The organism is Flavobacterium enshiense, assembly GCF_040750275.1.
Lineage (GTDB): Bacteria > Bacteroidota > Bacteroidia > Flavobacteriales > Flavobacteriaceae > Flavobacterium > Flavobacterium enshiense_B.
The window spans coordinates 115,193-139,976 of record NZ_JBDOCV010000002.1 but is presented as its reverse complement, the minus strand read 5'-3'; the positions used below and the strand labels follow the sequence as shown (position 1 = coordinate 139,976).

Here is a 24,784-nt window from a genome sequence, read left to right as displayed (position 1 = left end):
TTGATTATACTTTATAAGCTTCGTCTTTCCAGAATTAAGCTTCGTCTTTCCAGTTTAAACGGTCCATTTGGTTGTACTGCCAAGGCGCTCCGTTGTTTTCGATATTGGTCATCATGTTATTCAATTCCATTGGAGCGGCACTTTGTTCCATCACCAAATACCTTCTCATATCCATAATGATGGAAAGCGGACTGATGTTAACCGGACATTCTTCCACACAAGCATTACATGAGGTACATGCCCAAAGTTCTTCCGGAGTAATATAATCGTTTAACAATGATTTTCCATCCGGAACAAATACACCTTTATTTTTATCGATATTCTTACCTACTTCTTCCAAACGATCACGGGTGTCCATCATAATCTTACGAGGCGACAACATTTTACCAGTCTGATTTGCAGGGCAAGATGATGTACAACGACCACACTCCGTACAAGTATAGGCATTCATTAACTGAACCCAGTTTAAATCCTGAACATCACTCGCTCCAAACTTTGCCGGAGCTGCATCAGCATCAGGAGCCGGAGCCGCAAACGGATCAGCATTGGGATCCATCATCAATTTTACTTCATTGGTAACCGATTCTAAATTGTCGAATTGGCCCTGTGGTTTTAAATTCGCGAAATATGTATTCGGAAATGCTAATAAAATGTGTAAGTGTTTTGAATAGTATAAATAGTTTAAGAAAACTAAAATACCACAGATATGCAACCACCATGTCGCTCTTTCAAGCATTTCGACTACATGATTGTCCATTCCATCAAAAATTGGAGCCATATATTGCGAAATCGGGAAAGCCCCAGCCTGATTGTAATGACCAAATCCGCCAGGTACATGCTGTAAGTGGAAATCAGCTGCATTCATGAATAAGAACAAGAACATCAATACTGTCTCAAAATACAAAATATAATTAGCATCATTTCTCGGCCAACCTTTTAAGTCGCCATGAATAAAACGCTTAAGCTTCACAATATTTCTTCTGATCCAAAAAGTCACTACGGCAATAATCACCAATAACGCTAAGATTTCAAAAGAACCGATCAGAAAATCGTAAAAACCTCCCATGAAAGAAAAGACACGGTGTGTTCCGAAAAGACCGTCGATGACAATTTCCAAAACCTCTATATTGATGATAACAAACCCAATATAAACGAAAATATGCAAAATACCCGCAACAGGTCTTCGAACCATTTTGGACTGTCCTAAAGCAATCATGGCCATATTTTTCCAGCGCTCCGAAGGATTATCAGAACGATCTACTTTTTGACCTAGTTTAATGTTTCGGATTAACTTTTTTACATTTTGAGCGAAATACCCTCCTCCTAAAATAAGAAGTATTGCAAATAAAATATTTGGTAGAATACTCATATGGCTGGTTTAAATAGTTCTATTTTTTTGGTTGTGTACTTGTTGTTGGCGCTACATAAGGTTTCTCTTTTTTTCCAAACAAAGAAACGTTTACATAACGTGTTGGGTGCAATCTTAAATCTTCTAACAACAATTCAAGCTCTTTAGATGCTTTGGTAAGGTTGTTATACATCGCTTCATCTTTCATTAATTTACCCATGGTTCCTTTTCCGGATTCCATATCGGCCATTAATTTATTTACATTCACCAATGTTTTTTCAAGATTTTCAACAGTTTGACCAAGTTTCGCTTTCTCCAAATCTTCAGAGATTTTAGCAAAATTCCCAGTCGTTTTGTCAAGATTCGCTACAGCCGAACCTAATTTATTTTTATTTTCAGCTAAAATTTTATCAGCATTTGCAGAAACGGAACTAAAGTTCGTCATTGTGGTATTTAATTCTGCAATTGTTTTCTTTAAATTGGCTTTTGTGTTAGCATCTAAAACATCATTCAAATTGGCTAATAAAGCATCGGCATTAGCTAAAACTTTATTTAATTTTTCCTGAATTGGTGTTAGATTTTTTTCTAAAGATGCTGTCAAACCCAATTTTACTTCCGGTTGAAGATAATCTCCGGATTTAGCATATTCTTTACTGTTAAAATCAGGATTGATAGAAATTTGCTTGCCACCAATGAAGCCCGGTTCATAAATACTTGCCGTACTGGATTTTGAAACTGGAAAATCATTGTTCATCTGAATTTCCACTAAAAGTTTCCCAGAATTCTGATCTATCGTAATTGTACTTACCTTTCCAACGGTTAATCCGTTAATCGTAACTGGTGCGGATGGCGTCAACCCCTCTACATTGTCGTAAACAACATAAAATTTTCTTGAAGTATCAAATAAATTTTTCCCTCTTAAAAAGCTGTACCCCCAAAAACAAAGCAAAATAGAACTGATTACTAATATTGCCGTCTTTACTTCTCTAGTAATTTTCAAAATCAATATATTTTTAAACAAAATTAAAACAAAATAGTTTAGAATGGTTTTATATTATCGTAAAGCCTCTTTGACAGAGATTTTTTTACCATTCTTATACGCTACAATAAAGGCAGATGTGTATCCTTTGGCTTTTGCCCGTTCTAAATCTTTTTTAGACTCATCATAATCATTAGTGTTTCCGTAAAAATACTTGTTGATACTTCCTTCTTCTACAGAAATACTATCCAAACCGTTAAAATTATTAGGGCGCAGTTCAAGCTTCTTGGAACTGGCCGAAATTTGAATTTTATACACTATTCCTTTTACATTTACCGCTTTAGGAGTGATTACTTTAGGTGTATCTACTTTTTTAGGTTCCGGCGCAACGTATTCTTCCGTACCTGGAACAAAATATTCTTTTTTATAATCTAAGATTGCCTTTGCAATTCCTTCTGCAATTTTATTCTGGCCTTCCTCTGAACTTAAAAAAGCGCCTTCTTCTTTGTTGGATACAAATCCCATTTCTATAAGGATACGAGGCATATAGATCTTTCTCAGTACAAGAAAACCCGCCTGTTTCACTCCCCTGTTTTTTCGTCCTACATTATTATCAAACTCCTCTTGTATTCCCGCTGCCAACTCAATACTCTGATCCAAATATTCCTCCTGGATAACCGTCATACCGATAACCGATTCCGGTGAATTAGGATCGTATCCGTCATATTTAACTTTATAATCTTTCTCTAAAGTAACTACCTCATTCTCTTTTCGTGCCACCTCAAGGTTTGCAGCATTTCGGGTAACCCCCATCACATACGTTTCCGAACCACTCGCAGCAGTATTTTTATTTGCATTACAGTGAATCGAAACAAAAATATCCGCTTTTGACTTGTTGGCAATATCGGCACGCTCATCCAACGGAATGAAAACATCTGTTTTACGTGTATAAATTACTTGTGTTCCGGCGTCTTTATCAAGAAGCTGCCCTACTTTCAAAGCAACATTTAAAGCATTATTTTTTTCAACAAAGCCGTGATATGTCGCACCAAAATCGTTTCCTCCGTGGCCGGCATCAAGCACCACTCTGAATTTTGCATTATTCTGAGCCGAAACCGATAGTCCGGATATCATTAACATCCCTGTAAAGAAGAGCTTTTTTACTGTAATCCCCATCATATTCTTTTAATTTAATCTGTGTCAGTTATAATTTTACTAAATGCTTATTTTTGACAAAAAATATATGTAAGTTTGAACCGTCAAAAATTAAGCCAGATTTTTACAAAAATAGTATTAAAAGCGTTGCGTACAAACTTATTTCATATCGTTTTATTATCAATTTTCCTAACACTGGGAAATTTAAAATCATACTCACAGGAAATTCCTTCCAAATCCGTTTCGATATCCGCTGATAAACAAAAAGATAGCGTAAATCTTGGTGTTGCAGATGTGCTTAAAATAAAAGATTCGGTAAAGAACGATTCCATTAAAAAGAAACCTCTTTTAGAAGGAATTGTCAAACGAAAAGCTGTTGATTACGAGAAAATCGATCAAAAGAAAAAAAGACTTACCTTATACAATCAGGCCGAATTGTATTATAAGGACTTTGAATTAAAATCCGGAATTATCGTTTTCGATTACGAAAAAAACGAAGTTTATGCCGGACGAATTAAAGACAGTGTAGGTAATTTGAGTCAAAATCCGGTATTCAAACAGGGAGCAAATGTTATTGAACCCGATTCTATACGTTTTAACACAAAAACCAAAAAGGCTTTAGTTTGGAATTCCAGAACACAACAAGGTGACTTTAGGGTAAAGGCAGAAATCAGTAAGCGTGAAAACGACTCCGTTTATTTCATGAGAAACGCCCGCTTCACTACTTCCGAAAATATTGACGACCCTGAATATTATTTTCTGGCAAGAAAAATAAAGTTTGTTCCCGGAAAGAAAGTTGTTGCCGGCTTTACTAATATGGTTATTGCCGATGTTCCAACACCTCTGAGCTTACCGTTTGCCTATTTTCCCATGAGTGAAAAGGCGGTTTCCGGTTTTATTATCCCTACTTTCGGGGATACCAATCAACGAGGATACTTCCTTCAGAACGGTGGATATTATTTTGCTTTGAGTGATTATTATGATTTAGCTGTTTTAGGGGATTATTATACCAACGGAAGTTATGCCCTTCGATTTGAAAGCGGCTATGCAAAACGTTACAAATTCAACGGCCGTATAAATGTTCGTTTTGAGAACCAGATTTTCAGTGAAAGAGGATTTCCGGATTACTCGAAATCCCGACAGTACAACATCCAATGGAGTCACTCACAGGATATGAAAGCGAATCCGACTTCACGTTTTTCTGCTTCGGTTAACTTGGGAAGTAGTCAATATTTCAGGCAGTCTTTAAATCAGGTAAACATTGGGTCATCAGTAAACAACAACCTTAGTTCCTCAATATCTTACGCTAAGACCTTTCAAACGGTTCCTCAAGTAAATATGTCACTTACCGCTACCCATTCACAGAATACGAATTCGGAACAAATTGACATGACCTTACCGACACTTCAGGCCAGTGTGGATCGTATATTTCCTTTCGCACCAAAGAACGGGGTGAAAAAAGGACTTTTAAAAAATATTAATTTCCAATACAATTTAAGAGGTGAAAACCGAATCAGGACTACAGACTCTCTTTTCTTCAAATCGGAAATGTTCCGGGATGCAAAAAATGGTTTCCAGCATACCATCCCTATCGGTACAAACTTTAAAGTTTTCAAATATTTAAGTGTTTCCGGAGGAATGTCTTATAACGAAACCTGGTATTTTAAAACCATTCGTAAAGGATACAGTACACTAACCAATACCATTGAAACAAAAGAAGTTAGTGGTTTTGATACTTTTAGAACTTACAACTTCAATGCCAATATAGGAACAACGATTTACGGAACTTTCAATTTTGGAGATGATAAAAAAATACAGGCAATCCGTCATGTAATGCGACCAGGAGTTTCATACGGCTATACACCTAGTTTCGATCGCTATTTTGAAACTTATGCTTTGGATGCCACAGGAACTACTTATGCGGATTACACACGTTTTGAGAACGGTATATTTGGTGCTCCGGGAAAAAATAACTCCAATAATATTGGTATGTCATTAAGCAACACTTTTGAAGCTAAAGTGCGTGATAAAGACGAAACCAAAACAGAACCTAAAAAAGTAATGCTTCTAAACAATCTTAACTTTTCAACAAGTTATAATGTTGCAGCAGATTCTTTACCATGGTCGCCTGTTAGACTTACAGGAGGAACAAATCTTCTTAAGGATAAAATGAACGTCAATTTCGGAGCTACTTTAGACCCTTATGCAATTGATAATTCCGGAAGAAGAATCGAGAAATGGAATATTGATAATGGTGGTAGCCTTTTCCGAATGACAAGTGCCAACATAACTGTTAATTATTCCATCACAAGCAATGAATTAGAAGGCAAACCGGATGCACAACAAACACAGACTGCACTAAATGGTGGCCGTGAAGACGACTTATTTGGACGTGGCGTAGACTTAAGCGATCAGAGACAGAGTCTTTTTAATAAAGATGATGACAAAAAATCGAATGAGCCAAGTGAATTTTACAGTCTTAAAATCCCTTGGGATTTGCGTTTTGCCTACTCCTTAACATTCTCGAACAGCAAGCGTGAAAGTGAAATTGTTGGAAACTCACTGATGTTGTCCGGAAATATTGAAATGACTCCGCGTTGGAAAATGGGTTTCTCTTCAGGATATGACTTTGTGAACAAAGGGGTAACTTTTACGCAACTTCGATTTGAAAGAGATTTGTTGAGCTGGCGAATGGACTTTAACTGGGTTCCGATTGGTACATACACTTCATGGGGATTCTTTATCGGAATCAAATCATCTGTTCTTAGTGATATTAAATGGGACAAACGTAGTTTACCGGATAGACGTTTGAGGTAAACAGTTATGAGTTTAGAGTAATCTAATTTTAACGCACACCGATCCCAAAAGCAGACTCAAATAAAGCAAAATGGCAAAGGATATGCTTGATATAAAACTTAGACAAACAGAAGTTGCAGACTTGGACATCTTGTTTTTATTTCAACTTGACGAAAAAGCAAGGTACTTAGCTGCATTCATGTCTAAAGACTCTGAGGATAAATCAGCATACTTAGCCAAATACACAAAACTGCTGAGTGATCCAACAGTAAACAATCAGACAATTATTATTGATGATATTATAGTGGGAAGCATTGCAAAGTTTGTAATTGACGATGATGCAGAAATAACGTATTGGATAGACCGAAGATTTTGGGGAAAAGGAATTGCAACAAAAGCACTAAAACATTTCCTGTCAATTGAAACTACAAGACCAATATTTGGACGTACTGCGTTTGACAATTATGGTTCACAAAAAGTTTTAGAAAAATGTGGCTTTATCAAAGTCGAATCAGATGAGGGTTTTGCAATTACCAGGCAAACAGTAATCAAAGAATTTATTTATAAACTAGCTTAATATAGTCGTATGAAAAAAATAATTTTTACAGAGAAAGCTCCGGCTCCTATTGGCCCTTACAATCAGGCTGTTTTGGTTGGGAATACTTTATATACTTCAGGCCAGATTGCCATTAATCCTGAAAACGGAGCGCTTGTTTTAGACAATATTGAAATTGAAACCAAACAGGTTATGGAAAACATGAAGGCTGTTTTAGAAGCTGCTGATATGACTTTTGAGAACGTATTCAAAACCACCATTTTTATTAGCGACATGAATGATTTTGCTAAAATTAACGGTGTTTACGGAAGTTATTTCGATGAAAAAACCGCTCCGGCTCGCGAAACGGTTCAGGTGGCATGTTTGCCTAAAAACGTTAATGTTGAAATTTCAATGATTGCTGTTAAATAGCCATTGCCTTCAATAATAATTCAGCGGTTGCCTGATTGGTGGCCAGCGGAACATTATGCACATCACACACCCTTATGAGCATGTTAATATCAGGTTCATGAGGGTGTTTTGCTAATGGATCTTTGAAAAACAAAACCATATTACACTTCCCTTCCGCTACACGAGCGGCAATCTGTGCATCACCACCCAAAGGCCCCGACAACATTTTCATGACTTTAAAGCCTGCATTTTCAGCTTTGCTTCCTGTTGTACCGGTAGCAATTAAAGTAATATTCTCCGATTGCAGAAAATCTTTATGCTGATTCAGAAACTGAACCAGATCGGCTTTCATACCGTCGTGTGCGATGATGGCTATTTCCATAATTAAACTGAAACCGAGTGGTAATGAATTAATCCGTCTATAGGTTTTCTGAATACGTTTCCAAGTTTCATTCCGTTTCGGGATAAAATCATGTCTAATTCGTCTTTCAGATAATAAGCAATAGAACCAATAAAATGAATCGGAACTTCTTTACAATTATCAAATTGCTTGATGTATAAATCGACAAATGTCTGCATATCGTTCAATACAATTTTTTGAATAAATTCATGGTCTTTGTGCTGAATCAGGAATTTTGCAAAAGTTGCCAGGTACGCATTTGGATTTGGCACTTTATATAAATTGTGCTTGATCGCATCGGCATCCAAATCGTATTCTTTTTCAAATACTTCAGCCAGTTCTTTTGGCATCGTATTGAAATAATAAGCGCGGATTAAATGACGACCAAATTGATTTCCGCTGCAATCGTCCATTGCTAAATAGCCTAACGACTGGACTTTCTGATGTAATTCTTCTCCATCAAAATAACTGCAATTCGAGCCCGTTCCTAAAATGGAAACAATGGCCTTCTCTCCTCTTGGTGTTGTGGCAAAAACAGCTGCATACGTATCTTCTTTAACTTCTATATGAGCATTTACAAATAGTTCATGCAAAATATCGGCAAGATGATTTTTCATTCGATCCGTTCCGCAACCCGCTCCATAAAAATAAAGCTCTTTTACGATATCCTTATTTTGAACTATATCGAATCGATCGTTAATACGGTTAATTACTTCATCTTTTGTTAGAACTTCCGGATTTAATCCTAAGGTACTTGCGGTAAACTGGATGTTTCCATTGTCATCCATTGCAATCCAATCGGCTTTGGTAGAGCCACTGTCAACTATTAATTTCATTGTGTGTTGTTTATAAAAAATCCCGCTTAAAACGGGATTCAGTAAAAATACTCTTTTTTTATAAACTAGCAATATGCACCGATAAATCGATCAATTTTGATGAGTAACCATATTCGTTATCATACCAGGCTACAATTTTATAAAAAGTTGAATTTAAGCCGATTCCAGCTTTAGCATCAACAGTGCAGGTATGCGAATCGGAAATAAAATCCTGCGAAACCACATCATCTTCGGTGAAAGACATTATGCCTTTCATTGTCGTTTCAGAAGCATTTTTTAAAACCTGCATGATTTCATCATAAGAAGTTGATTTCTTTAATTTTACCGTTAAATCAACCACGGAAACATCGGCAACCGGAACGCGCATGGACATGCCTGTTAATTTCCCTTCCAAGGACGGAATAACTTTTGTTACCGCTTTAGCAGCTCCGGTAGAGGCTGGAATTATATTCAATAATGCAGCGCGTCCACCACGAAAATCTCTTTTGGAAGGTCCATCAACCGTTAATTGTGTAGCCGTTGTAGCGTGAATGGTTGTCATTAAACCTTCCACTATTTCAAAATTATCATGCAGGACTTTTGCCAATGGAGCCAAACAGTTCGTAGTACAAGACGCATTGGAAACAATAACATCCGAAGGTTTTACTTTGTCATGATTTACTCCCATCACAAAGGTTGGTGCATCATTGGATGGTGCTGATATTACAACTTTTTTTGCTCCTCCTTTAATATGGGCATAGGCCGTTTCCACTGTGGTAAAAATACCGGTACATTCCGCAACTACATCTACTCCTACTGCGTCCCATTTTAAAACGGAAGGGTCTTTTTCCGCTGTTACACGAATCTGTCTGTCATTAACGTACAAATGCCCGTCTTTTACTTCAACTTTACCGTCAAAACGCCCGTGAACAGAATCATATTTCAACAAATAAGCCAAATGATCAACTTCCAATAAATCGTTAATCGCCACAACTTCTACGTTATCTCTTTTGATGCTCTCTCTGAAAACTATTCGTCCTATTCTTCCGAATCCGTTAATTCCTAATTTTACTTTCGTCATTTTTCTTTCTTTCTGATTTGGTTAATAAAATATCTAAGTAGACATAATGTCTGATACTCTCAATAATTCTTCGTCTATTTTCGACTTGCCTTTTACAGCCTGCTCCAATGGCGTAAGTTCGATTTTATCGGCTACAAGACCCACCATATAATTGGTTTTTCCTTCTAAAATGGATTCGACCGCTTTTACACCTAGTCTGGAAGCTAAAACTCTGTCAAAACAAGAAGGCGAACCTCCACGCTGCATATGCCCTAAAACGGAAACACGAACATCGTATTCCGGCATGTTTTCTTCAACATAATCACGCAATTCAAAAACATTTTTACCGATTTTATCACCTTCTGAAACTACAACTATGCTCGATGATTTCCCGGAAAGTTTACTTCTTCGCAAAGACTCCAAAAGTCTGTCTAATCCCAAATCTTCCTCAGGGATAAGAATTTCCTCCGCTCCAGCACCAATCCCGGCATTTAAGGCAATGTGACCTGCATCACGGCCCATTACTTCCACAAAAAACAAACGACTGTGGGAATTTGCTGTATCTCGGATTTTATCAATTGCTTCGACAACAGTGTTTAAAGCGGTATCATAACCTAAAGTAAAAGTGGTTCCGAAAATATCATTATCAATTGTTCCGGGAATTCCCATTACGGGAAAACCATACTCTTTGTTAAAAATCATTCCTCCGGTAAAACTGCCGTCACCACCTATGATTACCAAAGCATCTACTTCTGATTTTTTAAGGTTTTCATATGCTTTTTTACGACCTTCCGGAGTTTTAAATTCCATGGAACGTGCCGATTTTAGAATCGTACCCCCTTTGTTTACTATGTTTTTTACGGTTCTGGGGCCCATTTCTACAATGTCACCTTCAATCATTCCTTCAAAACCTCTATAAATGCCCATACAGGCAATATTGTGATACGCACAAGTTCTCACTACGGCACGAATGGCAGCATTCATTCCGGGTGAATCCCCTCCTGAAGTAAGCACACCAATTCTTTTAATGTTCTGCAACATAAAATATTTTTTATTTATAAATTTAAGAATTAGACACGAAAAACCTTATAAGACATCGTGATATTTTATCATATCATAACATCTGTAAAAAATCCGATAATAAAGAAGTGTTGTTGTTGTTTCCGGTACGCTCCGTACTGTTCGGCTCGGCTCGGTGTTGTATTGTGCTGTCGTTGCAGTTAGTCAACTTCAGGAACTTTCGGAACATCTTTTTTAGGCGTTTCTGCTTTTTTGTTCTTTCTGTTCTCGATAAAGTTAATAAAATCCGGTGACAAATCCGAATCCGGAAGCTGATCTGTCGGATTATTATTCTGATCTTCCTCAGCTTTGTTTAAAATTTTACGGATTAATTCTTTAAAAGTATCAAAATCAACCTGATAGGTCAAACCAACGCCCTGAGTATACCCAATGCCTTCTCCAATATAATTGATATCATTCTCACGATTGAAAACGCGGGCTTTCAAAGTACCGTCTTCATTTAATCGCAACTGAAGTTCTACATCTCCCACAATTACGGATTCTTCAGTCCCACCAACCGGCACACCTAATTTACCGTTAATGGTAATTTTTTCATTGATTTGCGTTGATAACGTTACCCCAACGCGGCCTTCGGTTTCCAATAATGGATTTCTGTCTGCCTGAACGTAATTCAAACCTACCTGAAACTTATCATCGTCTCCTGAAAATATATCGTTAAACAAACTTCCGGCTCTTTCAAATAAAGTACCATATACGGTATTGGTAGCATTTTCCGGAGTTAAGAAACCACCTCCGGATAATAATGCAATGGCCTGTGTCTGACGAACGTCTTTATCACTTAACTTATAATCGATTTCCGATTTTAAAACCGAACTTACCGTTGGAAACTCAATTCTGAAATCAGGTTCCGGATTGCTTAAGTTTCCGTTGATGGCAATAACCACTTCGGTTGGCACTTTTTTATTAAATGACGGATTTTCCAATATTACAGCCGGATTGGATTCTGTTTTATAAACGGCTTCCAAATCCAATGCAGCATTCATAGGCTCGCCATCCCAACGGATAGTCCCAAATTTTTTAACTTTGAATTTTTTATCAATAAGCCCGTAACTTCTGAAATTATATTCTCCTTCCCATACCTGAAAGTCACCCCACATATTGAATTTTCCTAAGGTACTGATTTCCATTGCAATGGTTCCCACTCCTTTTCCTTTCATGGCATGGCCTGTGTTTCTGTCCAGAATAATTTCAATTTCAGCATCTGGTGTGATTTCAAAATCGAAATCCAATTCCATTCCGCTGTAATTTTTAAGGTCTTTAAAACCGCTGTTATTTTGTTTATTCAGTTTTTCTTCAGCCGTAACGAAATGAATAAAAGAATTATTACCGATTCCCTGAGCATCGTTTAACGGAATTTTAATCGAAGTGCCTTTGTTAGAACTTGCTTTCATCTTAACAACTAAAGCATTGGTCGGACCTGAAATATTAGCCTCACCATTAATAAAAGCAGTACCGTAATACAATGCATCATCACTGTCTTTAGTATCTAAAGCTAAAATATTATTAGACTTAATATCCAAATCCAGCGCCCAGTCTTTCAGCTTATTATGACGTACACTTCCATTCAGATACCCAGAAGTTTTGTATTTTGTATCGGTAATTTTAATGCTTCGGAATAAGAACTGATGTTCAGTAACATCTACAATGGCATTAGGTTCCATAAGAAAATCGACACCTAAATAAGGTACCATCATACCGGCATCGTTTAAATACAACCTTCCGTCAATTTCGGGGTCACTAAATGTTCCCACAATTGATGCCTGCCCCGTAGCAAACCCTCGTACATTTTTGAAAACGCTTCCCAAAAGCGGACCAAAAGCACCAATGTTAAACTTGGAAAAATTTGTCTCTAGGGATAATAAACTCTGTTTATTAACTACTTCAACATTTCCTTTCAGGTTAAAACTTTCGGCGTTTTCATTTTCAATCGTCGAATACACGTTAAATTTCCTGAAGGAATTATCACCCGTTACCTGAAGTGCCATATTTCCGAGTTTATACTCATTGATTTCGAGGGAATCAATCGTAACTTCGGATGTTGGCTGAAAAACTTCGTTATTCTGTTTAAAATCAATTTTTCCGTTTAAGTTACCGCCAAAAGACATATTGGTGAGCGATGGCGTTACTTTGGCCAGATCGACATTATCAAAAGTAAGCTGAATATCTTTGTAATTCTTTCCTTTTAAAATACCCGAAACTTCCATTTTCTGACCGTTATGGGAAAGACCGATTTTTTCAATGGAGAAATCCGTCAGTTTTTTATTGAAAACTACTTTATTGTCTTTGGAATCGTTTTCATTTAAAAACCATAAATAATTTTTGAAATTAACCTCTGATTTTTTTAACCCAACTACAGAACGATTTTCCTCATCAATTGTATGGTACAAGTTCAGATTATAAAAATCCTGATTTTTCTCGCCGCCTTTAAACTCTGAACGCACAAAAAGTGTATCGTTCATGGTTACGTTGATTAAGCTGAAATCTGAAATTTTATAGTTCTTATTTTTAATACTGTCAAGCTCAATAAAAGCATTATACAGCGGATTTTTATTGTCAATTTGGATAGAAATATTGTCAAATGAATTATCATAAGCCATTACATTAGGGGAATTAAAATTCATTTTAAAATTCCCTTCATCGGCGTTGATTTTTCCTCTCAAAACCGTATTCTCTGCCAGCGTGATGTTTGGATTGAATATTTCGACAATCTTATTATAGATCGTAAAATCAAAATCCAAAAACTGGCCTGGTTTTAATTTATTTGGTGAATAGTTAGCATACAGACTTCCTAGGGCATTCTCAACAATATCCTCTACTTGTTTTACCTGAAATTTACCAACAACTTTCCCTTGAATAATATCCGGAGAATTAATCGTTATGGTTCTTACGCGTTGTGCATCAAAAGTAGATTCAACCTGAAAATCATCGAAGAAATAATTGTCTTTGGAGTTTTGATAAGCTGCATTTACAACCTCTAGCCTACCTTCTATATCGTCAACCGTATTTCCTTTAGCTTTAAACGTAAGATTCCCTTTGAAAATAGAGATCGAATCTTTCTTCATAAAATTCAGCAGGTGCAAATCCGCATAATCGATATTAGCCTGAAAGTCATAATTCTTAACTTTGGAACTTAAATCGACCACTCCGTTAAAATCCATTTTTAAATTTGGATCATTACTGTTAAAATACCCTTTAAAATATGGCATTTTCAGCTTACCATCAATCGTAATATTCTGATAAGTATAACCGTTATAAGTAAAGTCGTGAATTTGACCTTTTACGGAAGTGTCCAGGAATTTTTTATTAAATCCTTTTCCGTCCACTTCTAAATCCAGCGTAGTTCGCTTAATGTTTTTCTGGTCAGTTAAATTCCCGATATCAAAATTTTGAAGTGAAATGGTTCCTTTGTATGAGGCATTGTTAATATTATTGATGTTACTCATGGAAAGTTTCGATTCCAACTCACCAAGCTCCGACATCAGGTAAATATCAGCATTAATTTTTGTTTTTGTCAATTCAACATCGCCGACCAAATCTACTTTACCCAGTTTTTTCAATGTCTGGGGCAATTTTTTCCCAAGAATTCTAGGTAAAATCGCATTCAGATTGTCGTAATTGGAAGTAACACGATCAAAATTTCCGTTCATGTAAAACTCCCCTTTTTTATTGAAGAGATTTTTAAAATTGACTTTTCCGATAATTTCCGACTGATTGCGATCTACCAGTTTCAGGTTGTAAAGGACAAAATTGTTCAGAGTCCCTTTGGCATGGGTTTTTAAGAAAAAGCGTTGGTTCTTCCCAAATTCATTATAGAAATAATTCAGTTCATTGGAAGAAACAGAAGCTTTTTCCATATCGACATCGAACACTACTTTGTTATTGAAATCAGTAAAATCTTTTGGATTGTACTTAAGCGTAACATCTCCGAAAACTGTAGATTCCGAAGTATTTAGCTCCATCTTTTTAAGGATAATATTCTTCTTGGTATACGTAAAATCCGAAGAAAGATTTTCAACAATCAAACCGCGATGGTCTTTCAGCGCCAGTTTTTTAATAATCGTGGTAACGTTTGGCCCTTTGATAAAAAAGTCTTCCAGTTCTCCGTTTACATTAGTAAAATCAAGGGCTTTATGTGTTTTTAGGTTTTCATCGATTAATCGAAAATGACTGTTCGTTACATACAAATCATCGGCTTTTAAACGGAATTTCCCGGAGCCTGGTTTACCGTCGTCAAAAGCTGCAACAAATAAATCGAGATTGGTTTTCTGTTCACCCTTATATTTTTTCAGTTTGAAATTCAGTCCGTCCATTCGAGCTTCACCAAAAAACAAACGGGAATTTTTAGCTTCTTTAAAACTGAGAATATTGGTTTGCAAACGGTTGATGTAAAACAAAGTATCTTTGTGATGATCCGCTACATATATCCCTTTCAGCTTTATGCCTCCAAAAACGGAAATTGCAACTTTGTCTATTTTAATGTCGGTTCCAAAATCTTTATTGATCTCTTCGGTTGCATATTTGGCAATTTCTGTCTGTACTACGGGTAATGAAAGGGCTATCCCCAAAAGTAAAAGCAGGAGGATAATCGCCAGTAAAGTTCGAAGCAGTATTTTTCTAAATTTTTTGATACCCGTAGTATTTATATTAATTTTGTCGGAACGACCTTGAAATTATCAGTATTAACAAGCAAAAGTAAAAATTTTGAACTTGAAAAAAAGTAACAAATCAAAGATAATACAGTCGTTGTAAATAATTACTCAAATTTCATGCCTTTTTTATGACAAAATCGCCAATTTATATACTTGCTATAGAAAGTTCTTGTGATGACACCGCCGCTGCGGTACTTAAAGATAATAAAGTTTTGTCAAATATCGTTGCAAGACAAGCCATTCATGAAGAATATGGCGGTGTGGTTCCTGAATTAGCTTCACGTGCCCATCAGCAGAATATTGTTCCGGTAATTGATGTCGCACTAAAAAAAGCAAATATTAACAAATCGGAACTTTCCGGAATAGCTTTTACACAAGGCCCAGGTTTAATGGGATCCTTATTAGTAGGCAGTTCGTTTGCAAAATCGATGGCAATGTCGCTGAATATCCCATTGATTGCCGTTCATCATATGCATGCTCACGTTTTGGCGCATTTTATTGAGGAAGAAGGATTTGACAAACCCGATTTTCCTTTTTTAGCCATGACGATTTCCGGTGGTCATACGCAGATTATCAAAGTGAAAAGTTTTTTTGAAATGGAAATTATCGGTGAAACCACAGATGATGCAGTTGGTGAAGCCTTCGATAAAAGCGCAAAAATATTAGGTCTGCCCTATCCCGGTGGCCCTCTAATTGACAAATATGCACAATTGGGGAATCCGAAAGCCTTTCCGTTCACTAAACCAAAAGTTCACGGACTGGACTTCAGTTTCAGCGGATTAAAAACCCAGATTTTATATTTCGTACAGAAAAAAACAGCCGAAAACCCCAACTTTATTCAGGAAAACATGAATGATATTTGTGCTTCCATTCAGTATACCATTATTCAAATTCTGATGGAAAAACTAAAAATGGCTGTGGAAGAAACCGGAATCACTCAAATTGCAATTGGTGGCGGTGTTTCAGCAAATTCAGGAATCCGTACCACTTTGAAAGAAACAGAAACCAAATACGGTTGGAAAACCTTTATTCCGAAATTTGAATACACTACCGATAATGCTGCAATGATCGGTATTGTCGGCTATCATAAATTTTTGGGAAATCAATTTGAAAATGCTTCCGTAGTATCTAAAGCCCGAATTGAATTTTAAGATATGAAGCAATTATTTTCCGTTATAATCGTATTGCTTTACGGTTCACTTTCTGCACAAAAAACGCCTGCAGATTTTGGTTATCGTCATTTAAAAATTGATTGTAAAAACGACGTTGCCGATGTAATCATTCAAAGCAAAAAAGGTGAAGAGAATAAAAAGAAACCTATGCTTTTCTGGTGCCAGGGAAGTTTGCCACAACCTGTTCTTAAATATGATGAAAAAGGGATTTATGGTACATTTCCTTTTAATCCAGATGATTTTTTGACTACTTACCACTTAGTAATTGTAGGCAAACCGGGCGTGCCGGTTATTTCGGATGTAAAAAAATTGGAGCGAGATTACACTTACCGCGATTCTCAAGGAAAAACACCAAAGCAATATTCCGAGCACAATCATCTTGATTTCTATGTTCAACGAAATAATGTCATTTTGCAACGCTTATTGTCGGAAAAATGGATCTCGGACGAGAAAGTTGTAGTAGCCGGACATTCGGAAGGCAGTGGTATAGCAGCAAAAATGGCGTCTGAAAATAAAGCGGTTACCCATTTAATTTATTCTGGCGGAAACCCATACGGAAGAATTTTGAGCATTATAGCGCAAAGTCGATTTTACGATTCCGATAACAACACTATTGAATACTGGAAAGCTGTTGTAGATAATAAAAATGATCTGACTTCGGAAGAAAGTGACAGCTTCAAAACCACTTATGATTTTTCTGTCCCTGTTAACGAAACGATTGAAAAACTGAAAAAACCCGTTTTGATTACTTACGGAACAAAAGACTGGAATGCGGCTTACAATGATATGTTTTATGTGGAAGCAATTCGTAAAGAAATAAAAAACATTACTTTTATCCCTTTCCCGGGACTTGAGCATAATTATTTTCCTGTAAATGAAAAAATGGAACCCAATCACCAAATTTACAATTGGGAAAACGTCGGCAAGGAATGGGTAAAATGGTTAACCGTTAATTAATTTCAGTATGCAGTTATTCTATAATCCTGATATACATTCTGCTTTAAATGATTTTTCTTTTGACAAAGAAGAAAGCAAGCATATTGTTAAAGTTTTACGTAAAAAAGAAGGCGATATTTTACACGTTACCAACGGATTAGGCTATTTATTTTCAACTGAAATTATTTTAGCTTCCGACAAAAAATGTACGGTTAAAATAGTTGAAACAAAAATCCAGCAGCCAACTGACTTTTATCTTCATTTAGCTGTAGCGCCGACCAAAATGAATGACCGTTTTGAATGGTTTCTTGAAAAAGCTACAGAAATAGGTATTCATGAAATCACCCCTATTATTTGCGAACATTCAGAAAGAAAAGTGATTAAAACAGAACGCTTTGACAAAATCATACAATCCGCGATGAAGCAATCACTTCAATATTTTTTACCAAAATTAAATGAACCGATTTCGTTTAAAGAATTTGTTGCAAAAAAACACGAAGGAAATTTATTTATTGCACACTGTGAAGAGACTCATAAAACACTACTGAAAGAAGCTGTTAAACCAAAAGAAAAGTACACCTTATTAATAGGCCCTGAAGGTGATTTTTCAGAAAAAGAGATTAAAACCGCTTTGGAAAACAAGTACATTCCTGTATCTTTGGGAAACACGCGTTTACGGACTGAAACAGCTGCAGTAGTAGCATGTCACAGTATTGTTTTCAGTAACGAATAAATGAAAGAAATTCCAACTATGAAGAATCCAAATTCCAAAATCATGAATTTAAAGAACACCGTGTTGCTGATTCTTTTCTTTGTCTTTTCAATTGGATTTTCTCAGGAAATAGCGCTTTTAAAATATTCCGGTGGTGGGGATTGGTATGCAAACCCAACGGCTTTACCTAATTTGGCTAAATTCTGCAATCAAAACATCAACACTAAAATCAATACCAAAATTCCAACGGTTGAAGTGGGAAGCCCGGATTTGTTTTCCTACCCATTTGTACACATGACCGGACACGGAAATGTTGTTTTCAGTGATAACGACATTGTAAATCTCCGAAATTATTTAAACTCCGGCGGTTTTTTACATATCGATGACAATTACGGCATGGATCAATATATTCGCAAGGAAATCAAGCGAATCTTTCCAAACGCCGAATTAACGGAAATCCCTTCCAGCCACATCATTTTCCAAAAACCTTTTACTTTTCCGGGTGGTATTCCTAAAATACATGAACATGACAACAAACCTCCTAAAGCTTATGGCATTTTTATAGAAGGGCGACTGGCCTTGTTTTATACCTATGAAACCGATTTAGGCGACGGATGGGAAAATCAGGAAGTTCACAACGATCCGATTGATGTAAGAACCAAAGCACTGAGGATGGGTGCTAACATTATCAATTTTGTTTTTAATAACTAATGCGGGATTCTAATTTGGGTATCGCAAGCTTTCTCCACCCCTTCCTATAGTATTTATCATCCTTTTATTTTCAGAATAAAAAGGGTTCCTATTTTAATTACCGAATTATTTGGTATTGAAAGCATTATGATTAATGATCGTCATATAGCTTGAATTAGGCAATGAAACTTCAGGTATTCAACTGCCATTTCTTGAAACATCAAATTAAATTACACAAAAAAAAATGTGTAAATAAAAAAATTAGTGCTGTAAATTTCGTACAAGTCTCAAAAATAGCACTTTACAAATTCACAAATTTTATTAAATGATTTTTTTATCGATTTTTTTTACATATTAGACAATATTTTTCACAAAATGATGTTTTATGTTTAATATTGCTATGGAATTGTTGCAACAATCTTAATTTTTAACCTATTTAAAAACAACACGTTATGAAAAAAATTATCTGCGCAGTAGCTATGCTGGCTACTTTGATTTCCTGTAACAATGAGGAATCATCAAACAATCAAGAATCAGTTTCAAACGTTACAGGCAGAGGATGTGCCGCCAATGAAGTTTTGGAAGAACAATTAAAAGCTGATCCTGGCTTAGCTACAAAAATGAATGAAATCGAATCGTTTACAGAAAGAGCCATCCGAGAAGGCAGACTTGTTAACGGTAAAATTGTCATTCCGGTTGTTGTAAACGTTTTATACAAAACTTCTGCGGAAAACATTTCGGATGCACAAATTCAATCTCAAATTGATGTATTAAATAAAGACTTTAATGCTCTAAATTCTGATTTTAACCAAGTTCCTGCTGCATTTTCAGGAGTGAAAGCGAATGTTGGTATTTCATTTGAGTTAGCTCAGGTAATCAGAAAATCTACCACAAAAACCTCATGGGGAACTCGTGATGCAATGAAAAAAACCAAACAAGGTGGCATTAACCCAACTTCTCCAACTACACATCTTAATCTTTGGGTTTGTACTATTGGTGGCGGAATCTTGGGGTATGCACAATTCCCCGGAGGCTCTTCTTCAACAGACGGTGTTGTTATCGACTCTAAATACTTAGGAACTACCGGTACTGCTACTTATCCGTTCAATTTAGGTAGAACTGCTACTCACGAAGTTGGTCACTGGATGAACTTACGTCATATCTGGGGTGATACTACTTGCGGAAACGATCAAGTTACAGACACACCATTACACAATACTGCAAATTACGGAGCTCCAGCATACCCTCACTACAGTACTTGTACCGGAACACCAATTGAAATGACCATGAACTATATGGACTATACTGATGACAGAGCTATGTATATGTTCTCTGAAGGACAAAAAACAAGAATGCTTGCTGTTTTCGCCTCTGGTGGTCCAAGAAATTCTTTTGCACAACCATAAAAAACATTTCATAAATTGAAGAAAAATCGCTCAAAAGGCGATTTTTTTTTGTTTTATAAATTAACCGTTAAGAAACCTTACAGAAAAAGTTATAGATAATTACTAATTCAAGAGGGTTAAAATAAATCAAAAATGAATTATTTACATAAAATTCACATTTTAAATGATTAAAAAATAAAAAATCAATGTGAAAAATATTTTTTATACAACTATTTTGTAATTTACATTTTTGTTATATTATTGCATCAAACTAATGAACCAATAAACTATTTAACAAAACCATTAATTTTTTATGAAAAAAATTCTTTTATCTGCTGCTTTAGTGATGTCACTATTCTCATGTCAAAATGAAGAATCAATTAATGAAACAAACAATTCATCCGCTGCTGCTCACAGAGGTTGTGCTTCTAACGAAGTATTAGACCAACAAATGAGAGAGAACCCTGAATTAGCAATCAAAATGAATGAAATCGAATCATTCACTGACAGAGCTATTGCAGAAGGACGTTTAGTAAACGGAAAAGTTCAGATTCCTGTTGTTGTAAACGTTTTATACAGAACATCTGCAGAAAACATCTCATTGGCACAAATTCAATCTCAAATTGATGTGTTAAACAAAGATTTCAACGCTCAAAACTCAGATTACAACACAGCAAACAACCCATACTCTTCAGTAAGAGCTAACGTTGGTATTTCTTTTGTTTTAGATGCTGTTTACAGAAAATCTACAACTAAAACTTCTTGGGGAACTAACGACGCAATGAAAAAATCTACTCAAGGAGGTATGAACCCTACTTCTCCAACTACTAAATTAAACCTTTGGGTTTGTACAATTGGTGGTGGAATCTTGGGGTATGCACAATTCCCTGGAGGTTCTTCTTCAACTGATGGTGTTGTTATCGATTCTAAATACTTAGGAACTACCGGAACAGCAACTTATCCGTTCAATTTAGGTAGAACTGCTACGCACGAAGTTGGTCACTGGATGAACTTACGTCACATTTGGGGTGATACAACTTGTGGTAACGATTATGTATCTGACACTCCATTACACAATACTGCAAACTATGGTGTTCCTGCAGTAGGTCACAGAAGTACTTGTACTGGTACACCACTTGAAATGTACATGAACTATATGGATTACACGGATGATAGAGGAATGTATATGTTCTCTAACGGTCAGAAATCAAGAATGTTAGCAATTTTCGCTACTGGTGGTGCAAGAAATTCATTCGCACAACCATAATAAACAGTCAAAATAATACAGAAAACCCGTTCATAGTAACGGGTTTTTTTATATTTTTAATTCTGAATCTTAAACACATTCTGATGACTTCAAAAGAAATTTCAGGAGGAATAATAAGGGCTGTCCTTACACTCACCGCATTAGTCCTTTTGCTCTTTGTTTTATCAAAAATCAGCACTATTATTGTGTATCTGCTTGTTTCGGTAGTAATTGCCTTAATAGGAAATCCAATTGTGGAGTTTTTAAAAAAAAGATTAAAATTTAAAAACACATTGGCCGTAATTACAACATTGCTGCTCTTTATTGGTTTAATAATTGGCTTTGTGATGATGTTTGTGCCACTAATTATTTCTCAAAGTCACAACTTATCATTATTAGACACCAATTCAATTCAGAAAAACTTCAACACGGTTCTACTTCAGGTTAACACCTATCTCGCTAACCACAATATCGATATTCTTGCGTTAATGGAGAAGGCCGATCTGACATCAAAGCTAAATTTTAACTTCTTACCTACTATTCTAAATTCTGTGTTTGGAGTAATCAGCAATTTTGGAATGGGATTAGCCTCTGTTTCTTTTATTTCGTTTTTTCTTTTAAAAGACAAAATCCGATTTCAATATATTTTCCGAAAAGTACTTCCGGACAATCACGAAGAAAAAATTTTAACTTCTGTTGAAAAGATCAACCACTTATTAGCACGCTATTTTAGCGGTATCTTACTGCAACTTTTTATTGTTTTCATCCTATATTTTATTGTATTACTTATTTTTGGCGTTAAAAGTGCGTTTACAATCGCCTTTATCTGTGCTATTTTAAACATCATCCCTTATATCGGACCACTCATCGGAACTGTACTAGCTGTAATTTTGACCATGATGGGCCTTTTAGGAACCGATTTCAGAACCGAAATATTACCAACTTCATTGTATGTTTTAATTGGCTTTACAATTGTTCAGATGATCGATAACAATGTGAGCCAACCCATCATTTTTTCCAACAGCATTAAATCACATCCATTAGAAATTTTTCTGATTACTTTAATTAGCGGTTTTCTTTTTGGAATAACCGGAATGATTCTAGCAATTCCAACCTATACCGTTTTAAAAGTTATTGCTAAAGAGTTTTTACCGGAAAATAAAGTTGTAAAAATTTTAACTAAAGACATTTAATTTGGATTCACCTCTATTACGAACAGAAGTTCAGGAGTTTATAGCGCAATCGATGACAGCCAATTTCACCAAAATTGCGCTGATGAAAAACCCTTTTCCCGATATCCGCTGGAACGACATTTTAAATCAGATTGCTTCAAAAGCAAAAGCCAAGGATAAACTGCCAACCTGGTACAGTCACAAATGCGTGTTGTACCCTTCCAAAATTTCTATTGAGCAAACTTCTTCTGAAACTACCGCAAAATATAAAGCTTCATTAATTGACGGAGTTACTCTAATTGACTTAACAGGAGGTTTCGGAATTGACGATTACTATTTCGCACAAAAATTCAATAAAGTAGCGCATTGCGAGATGAATGGAGAATTATCTAAAATAGTGCAACACAACTATCAGATTCTCAGTCAACGAAATATTGAGTGCTACCAAGGAGACAGTCTGGATATCCTAAAAGAACTGAACCAACAATGGAGCTGGATTTATATCGATCCATCCAGAAGAAGCGACGCAAAAGGAAAAGTATTCATGCTAAAAGACTGTTCTCCGGATGTACCAGCCCAACTTTCAACTTATTTTCAATTTACAGACAACATTCTTATAAAAACTGCTCCTATTTTAGATATTACGTCCGGTTTAAACGAATTACAGTTTGTAAAAAAAATTCACATTATTGCCCTGAACAACGAAGTAAAGGAACTCCTTTGGGAAATTGAAAAGGATTATTCCGGAAGTATTACTTTAAACGCTGTTTCACTAAACAAAGACCAAACAGATATTTTCACAGTTTCCTACGGCGAATCTTCTGAGAATGCATTGTATTCGCTTCCTAAACATTTCTTATACGAACCCAATGCTGCCATGATGAAAACTGGAGCTTTTGAAGCAATTGGTATTCATTACGGTCTTGAAAAACTGCATCAGCACTCCCATTTGTACACTTCTGATACTGAAATTGAATTTCCTGGCAGAAAATTTGCAATCAAAAAAGTAATACCATTTGACAAATCCGAAATGAAAGCAAATCTTGAAGGAAAGAAAATGAATATTACAATTCGAAATTTCCCTATTTCAGTTGAAGAAATTCGAAAAAAATGGAAAATAAAAGAAGGTGGAAACGAATATTGTTTTTTTACCACAGATCTAAAAAATGAGAAAATAATTTTACTTTGCGAAAAAATATAAAAATGAATAAGATTGTAGTTAGTTTATTAATGATTATTGGTTTGACAGCTAATGCTCAGATTAAATGTGAATATGAAATTGAAGAAAAAACCGATTCTACATTTCTGAAGAAAACAACCGATTATCTGATTTACGAAAAAGATTTTGTAAACACCACAGAATATTTAACCTTTTCACTGATTGATTCCGATGGTGTACTTTATTTACAAGCGCAATTACTTCAAAAAAGCAACAATTTCATTCCTGCTAAATGCCTTGACACCACATCAAAAATTTACCTTCAATTAGCTAACGGAAAGATTTATACTTTAATAAATTCTGAAGAAAGCTGCAGTCAGTTGGTTTATAACGAGAAAGAAAAAAACAGCATACGAGTACTTAATGGCTATTTCCTTTTCAGTAAAGATAATTTCGAGGAATTAAAAAAATCCCCAATTAGTATTGTAAGGATAAAATATGCCTCAGAAACTGTTGATTATGTTATGAAAAAAGAATTGAAATCATCAAATTTTCCAGGCACATACTTACCTGAAAACTATTTTGTAAATTATTTAAAATGCATTCAATAGTCTGCAAATAAATTACAAACAAAAAAAGCCTAGCAAATTGCTAGGCTTTTTTTGTGATCCCGTCAGGATTCGAACCTGAGACCTACTGCTTAGAAGGCAGTTGCTCTATCCAGCTGAGCTACGGGACCTTAATTTTACTTTCAGTTTTATTGGGAATACTGAAATCCTTTTCGTCGGGGTGGCAGGATTCGAACCTGCGACCTCCTGGTCCCAAACCAGGCGCGATGACCGGGCTACGCTACACCCCGAAAAGCGGAGAGACAGGGACTCGAACCCTGGCGACAGTTACCCGTCGACAGATTAGCAATCTGCTCCGTTACCACTCCGGCACCTCTCCTATTTGCAAAGAACTTATCCTTTTTTGCGGTTGCAAATGTATGTTAACGATATGTTTTCTGCAACTATTTTTTACATTTTTTTCATTTTTAGATGAATATATTTTAAAACTCTTTCATTGTCAATAGAATAGAATT

The 24,784-nt window shown here is 35.8% G+C and carries 20 protein-coding genes and 3 tRNA genes; 12 read left to right on the top strand and 11 right to left on the bottom strand.

The window, feature by feature from the left end:
- Positions 1-34: 34 nt before the first annotated feature.
- From ABGT15_RS03335 to ABGT15_RS03325, 3 genes are read right to left on the bottom strand one after another with little or no spacing between them, the layout of a single operon-like run.
- On the bottom strand, positions 35-1,369 hold the full coding sequence (locus ABGT15_RS03335; protein ID WP_367229998.1) for a 4Fe-4S dicluster domain-containing protein: 1,335 nt from the start codon (positions 1,367-1,369) through the stop codon (positions 35-37).
- Positions 1,370-1,388: 19 nt separating this feature from the next.
- The gene (locus ABGT15_RS03330) at positions 1,389-2,348 is read right to left on the bottom strand and encodes an MlaD family protein (protein ID WP_367229997.1); all 960 of its coding nucleotides are present in this window, start codon (positions 2,346-2,348) and stop codon (positions 1,389-1,391) included.
- A gap of 54 nt (positions 2,349-2,402) precedes the next feature.
- Positions 2,403-3,506, bottom strand: coding sequence for an N-acetylmuramoyl-L-alanine amidase family protein (locus tag ABGT15_RS03325; RefSeq protein WP_367229996.1), 1,104 nt, complete (start codon positions 3,504-3,506; stop codon positions 2,403-2,405).
- Between the two features lie 72 nt (positions 3,507-3,578).
- Between ABGT15_RS03325 and ABGT15_RS03320 the strand changes: the two genes are divergently transcribed.
- The 3 genes from ABGT15_RS03320 (at position 3,579) to ABGT15_RS03310 (ending at position 7,245) form a co-directional block, all read left to right on the top strand.
- Complete coding sequence (locus ABGT15_RS03320) at positions 3,579-6,299, top strand: putative LPS assembly protein LptD (protein WP_367229995.1); 2,721 nt, start codon at positions 3,579-3,581, stop codon at positions 6,297-6,299.
- 70 nt (positions 6,300-6,369) lie between these two features.
- Positions 6,370-6,855, top strand: coding sequence for a GNAT family N-acetyltransferase (locus ABGT15_RS03315; protein ID WP_367229994.1), 486 nt, complete (start codon positions 6,370-6,372; stop codon positions 6,853-6,855).
- Between the two features lie 9 nt (positions 6,856-6,864).
- Positions 6,865-7,245 (top strand): RidA family protein, encoded by a 381-nt coding sequence (locus tag ABGT15_RS03310; protein ID WP_367229993.1) that lies wholly within the window; start codon positions 6,865-6,867, stop codon positions 7,243-7,245.
- Here the strand turns inward: ABGT15_RS03310 and ABGT15_RS03305 are convergent.
- From ABGT15_RS03305 to ABGT15_RS03285, 5 genes are all read right to left on the bottom strand, one after another.
- Entirely contained in the window at positions 7,238-7,606 is a 369-nt protein-coding gene (locus tag ABGT15_RS03305; RefSeq protein WP_367229992.1) for a methylglyoxal synthase, read from the bottom strand. The genes ABGT15_RS03310 and ABGT15_RS03305 overlap by 8 nt on opposite strands.
- Before the next feature lie 2 nt (positions 7,607-7,608).
- Positions 7,609-8,460, bottom strand: a complete 852-nt coding sequence (locus ABGT15_RS03300) for a BadF/BadG/BcrA/BcrD ATPase family protein (RefSeq protein ID WP_367229991.1) — start codon at positions 8,458-8,460, stop codon at positions 7,609-7,611.
- A 58-nt stretch (positions 8,461-8,518) separates the two neighbouring features.
- Positions 8,519-9,520 carry a type I glyceraldehyde-3-phosphate dehydrogenase gene (gene gap, locus ABGT15_RS03295; RefSeq protein ID WP_367229990.1) on the bottom strand — a complete coding sequence of 334 codons (1,002 nt, stop codon included), beginning with the start codon at positions 9,518-9,520 and terminating at the stop codon, positions 8,519-8,521.
- A 33-nt stretch (positions 9,521-9,553) separates the two neighbouring features.
- Positions 9,554-10,540, bottom strand: coding sequence for a 6-phosphofructokinase (gene pfkA, locus ABGT15_RS03290; protein WP_367229989.1), 987 nt, complete (start codon positions 10,538-10,540; stop codon positions 9,554-9,556).
- A gap of 179 nt (positions 10,541-10,719) precedes the next feature.
- On the bottom strand, positions 10,720-15,144 hold the full coding sequence (locus ABGT15_RS03285; RefSeq protein WP_367229988.1) for a translocation/assembly module TamB domain-containing protein: 4,425 nt from the start codon (positions 15,142-15,144) through the stop codon (positions 10,720-10,722).
- A gap of 212 nt (positions 15,145-15,356) precedes the next feature.
- Here ABGT15_RS03285 and tsaD point away from each other — a divergent pair, with 212 nt between their 5' ends.
- From tsaD to ABGT15_RS03240, 9 genes are all read left to right on the top strand, one after another.
- Complete coding sequence (gene tsaD, locus ABGT15_RS03280) at positions 15,357-16,379, top strand: tRNA (adenosine(37)-N6)-threonylcarbamoyltransferase complex transferase subunit TsaD (RefSeq protein ID WP_367229987.1); 1,023 nt, start codon at positions 15,357-15,359, stop codon at positions 16,377-16,379.
- A 3-nt stretch (positions 16,380-16,382) separates the two neighbouring features.
- On the top strand, positions 16,383-17,357 hold the full coding sequence (locus ABGT15_RS03275) for an alpha/beta hydrolase family protein (RefSeq protein ID WP_367229986.1): 975 nt from the start codon (positions 16,383-16,385) through the stop codon (positions 17,355-17,357).
- 7 nt (positions 17,358-17,364) lie between these two features.
- Positions 17,365-18,069, top strand: coding sequence for a 16S rRNA (uracil(1498)-N(3))-methyltransferase (locus ABGT15_RS03270; RefSeq protein WP_367229985.1), 705 nt, complete (start codon positions 17,365-17,367; stop codon positions 18,067-18,069).
- A gap of 42 nt (positions 18,070-18,111) precedes the next feature.
- Positions 18,112-18,759, top strand: a complete 648-nt coding sequence (locus ABGT15_RS03265; protein ID WP_367230459.1) for a DUF4159 domain-containing protein — start codon at positions 18,112-18,114, stop codon at positions 18,757-18,759.
- A gap of 431 nt (positions 18,760-19,190) precedes the next feature.
- Positions 19,191-20,144 carry a zinc metalloprotease gene (locus ABGT15_RS03260; protein WP_367229984.1) on the top strand — a complete coding sequence of 318 codons (954 nt, stop codon included), beginning with the start codon at positions 19,191-19,193 and terminating at the stop codon, positions 20,142-20,144.
- Between the two features lie 292 nt (positions 20,145-20,436).
- The gene (locus tag ABGT15_RS03255) at positions 20,437-21,390 is read left to right on the top strand and encodes a zinc metalloprotease (protein WP_367229983.1); all 954 of its coding nucleotides are present in this window, start codon (positions 20,437-20,439) and stop codon (positions 21,388-21,390) included.
- Between the two features lie 83 nt (positions 21,391-21,473).
- Positions 21,474-22,562 (top strand): AI-2E family transporter, encoded by a 1,089-nt coding sequence (locus tag ABGT15_RS03250; RefSeq protein ID WP_367229982.1) that lies wholly within the window; start codon positions 21,474-21,476, stop codon positions 22,560-22,562.
- Position 22,563: 1 nt separating this feature from the next.
- A complete protein-coding gene (locus tag ABGT15_RS03245) occupies positions 22,564-23,742 on the top strand; it encodes a THUMP-like domain-containing protein (RefSeq protein ID WP_367229981.1) in 1,179 nt (392 codons plus the stop codon).
- 2 nt (positions 23,743-23,744) lie between these two features.
- Positions 23,745-24,311, top strand: a complete 567-nt coding sequence (locus ABGT15_RS03240) for a hypothetical protein (RefSeq protein WP_367229980.1) — start codon at positions 23,745-23,747, stop codon at positions 24,309-24,311.
- A gap of 54 nt (positions 24,312-24,365) precedes the next feature.
- Here ABGT15_RS03240 and ABGT15_RS03235 read toward each other — a convergent pair.
- The 3 genes from ABGT15_RS03235 to ABGT15_RS03225 form a co-directional block, all read right to left on the bottom strand.
- Positions 24,366-24,439 (bottom strand) — tRNA-Arg (locus ABGT15_RS03235).
- Between the two features lie 45 nt (positions 24,440-24,484).
- Positions 24,485-24,559: transfer RNA gene (locus ABGT15_RS03230), tRNA-Pro, on the bottom strand.
- A 5-nt stretch (positions 24,560-24,564) separates the two neighbouring features.
- Positions 24,565-24,648 (bottom strand) — tRNA-Ser (locus ABGT15_RS03225).
- Positions 24,649-24,784 lie beyond the last annotated feature (136 nt).

What these genes read in the sequence shown, in the direction of transcription:
- ABGT15_RS03315 (WP_367229994.1), top strand. Translation starts at nt 6,370, where the DNA reads ATGGCAAAGGATATGCTTGATATAAAACTTAGACAAACAGAAGTTGCA.
- ABGT15_RS03305 (WP_367229992.1), bottom strand. Translation starts at nt 7,606, where the DNA reads ATGGAAATAGCCATCATCGCACACGACGGTATGAAAGCCGATCTGGTT.
- ABGT15_RS03310 (WP_367229993.1), top strand. Translation starts at nt 6,865, where the DNA reads ATGAAAAAAATAATTTTTACAGAGAAAGCTCCGGCTCCTATTGGCCCT.
- ABGT15_RS03250 (WP_367229982.1), top strand. Translation starts at nt 21,474, where the DNA reads ATGACTTCAAAAGAAATTTCAGGAGGAATAATAAGGGCTGTCCTTACA.
- pfkA (WP_367229989.1), bottom strand. Translation starts at nt 10,540, where the DNA reads ATGTTGCAGAACATTAAAAGAATTGGTGTGCTTACTTCAGGAGGGGAT.
- ABGT15_RS03335 (WP_367229998.1), bottom strand. Translation starts at nt 1,369, where the DNA reads ATGAGTATTCTACCAAATATTTTATTTGCAATACTTCTTATTTTAGGA.
- ABGT15_RS03240 (WP_367229980.1), top strand. Translation starts at nt 23,745, where the DNA reads ATGAATAAGATTGTAGTTAGTTTATTAATGATTATTGGTTTGACAGCT.
- ABGT15_RS03255 (WP_367229983.1), top strand. Translation starts at nt 20,437, where the DNA reads ATGAAAAAAATTCTTTTATCTGCTGCTTTAGTGATGTCACTATTCTCA.
- ABGT15_RS03275 (WP_367229986.1), top strand. Translation starts at nt 16,383, where the DNA reads ATGAAGCAATTATTTTCCGTTATAATCGTATTGCTTTACGGTTCACTT.
- ABGT15_RS03270 (WP_367229985.1), top strand. Translation starts at nt 17,365, where the DNA reads ATGCAGTTATTCTATAATCCTGATATACATTCTGCTTTAAATGATTTT.
- ABGT15_RS03260 (WP_367229984.1), top strand. Translation starts at nt 19,191, where the DNA reads ATGAAAAAAATTATCTGCGCAGTAGCTATGCTGGCTACTTTGATTTCC.
- tsaD (WP_367229987.1), top strand. Translation starts at nt 15,357, where the DNA reads ATGACAAAATCGCCAATTTATATACTTGCTATAGAAAGTTCTTGTGAT.
- ABGT15_RS03325 (WP_367229996.1), bottom strand. Translation starts at nt 3,506, where the DNA reads ATGATGGGGATTACAGTAAAAAAGCTCTTCTTTACAGGGATGTTAATG.
- ABGT15_RS03265 (WP_367230459.1), top strand. Translation starts at nt 18,112, where the DNA reads ATGAATTTAAAGAACACCGTGTTGCTGATTCTTTTCTTTGTCTTTTCA.
- gap (WP_367229990.1), bottom strand. Translation starts at nt 9,520, where the DNA reads ATGACGAAAGTAAAATTAGGAATTAACGGATTCGGAAGAATAGGACGA.
- ABGT15_RS03300 (WP_367229991.1), bottom strand. Translation starts at nt 8,460, where the DNA reads ATGAAATTAATAGTTGACAGTGGCTCTACCAAAGCCGATTGGATTGCA.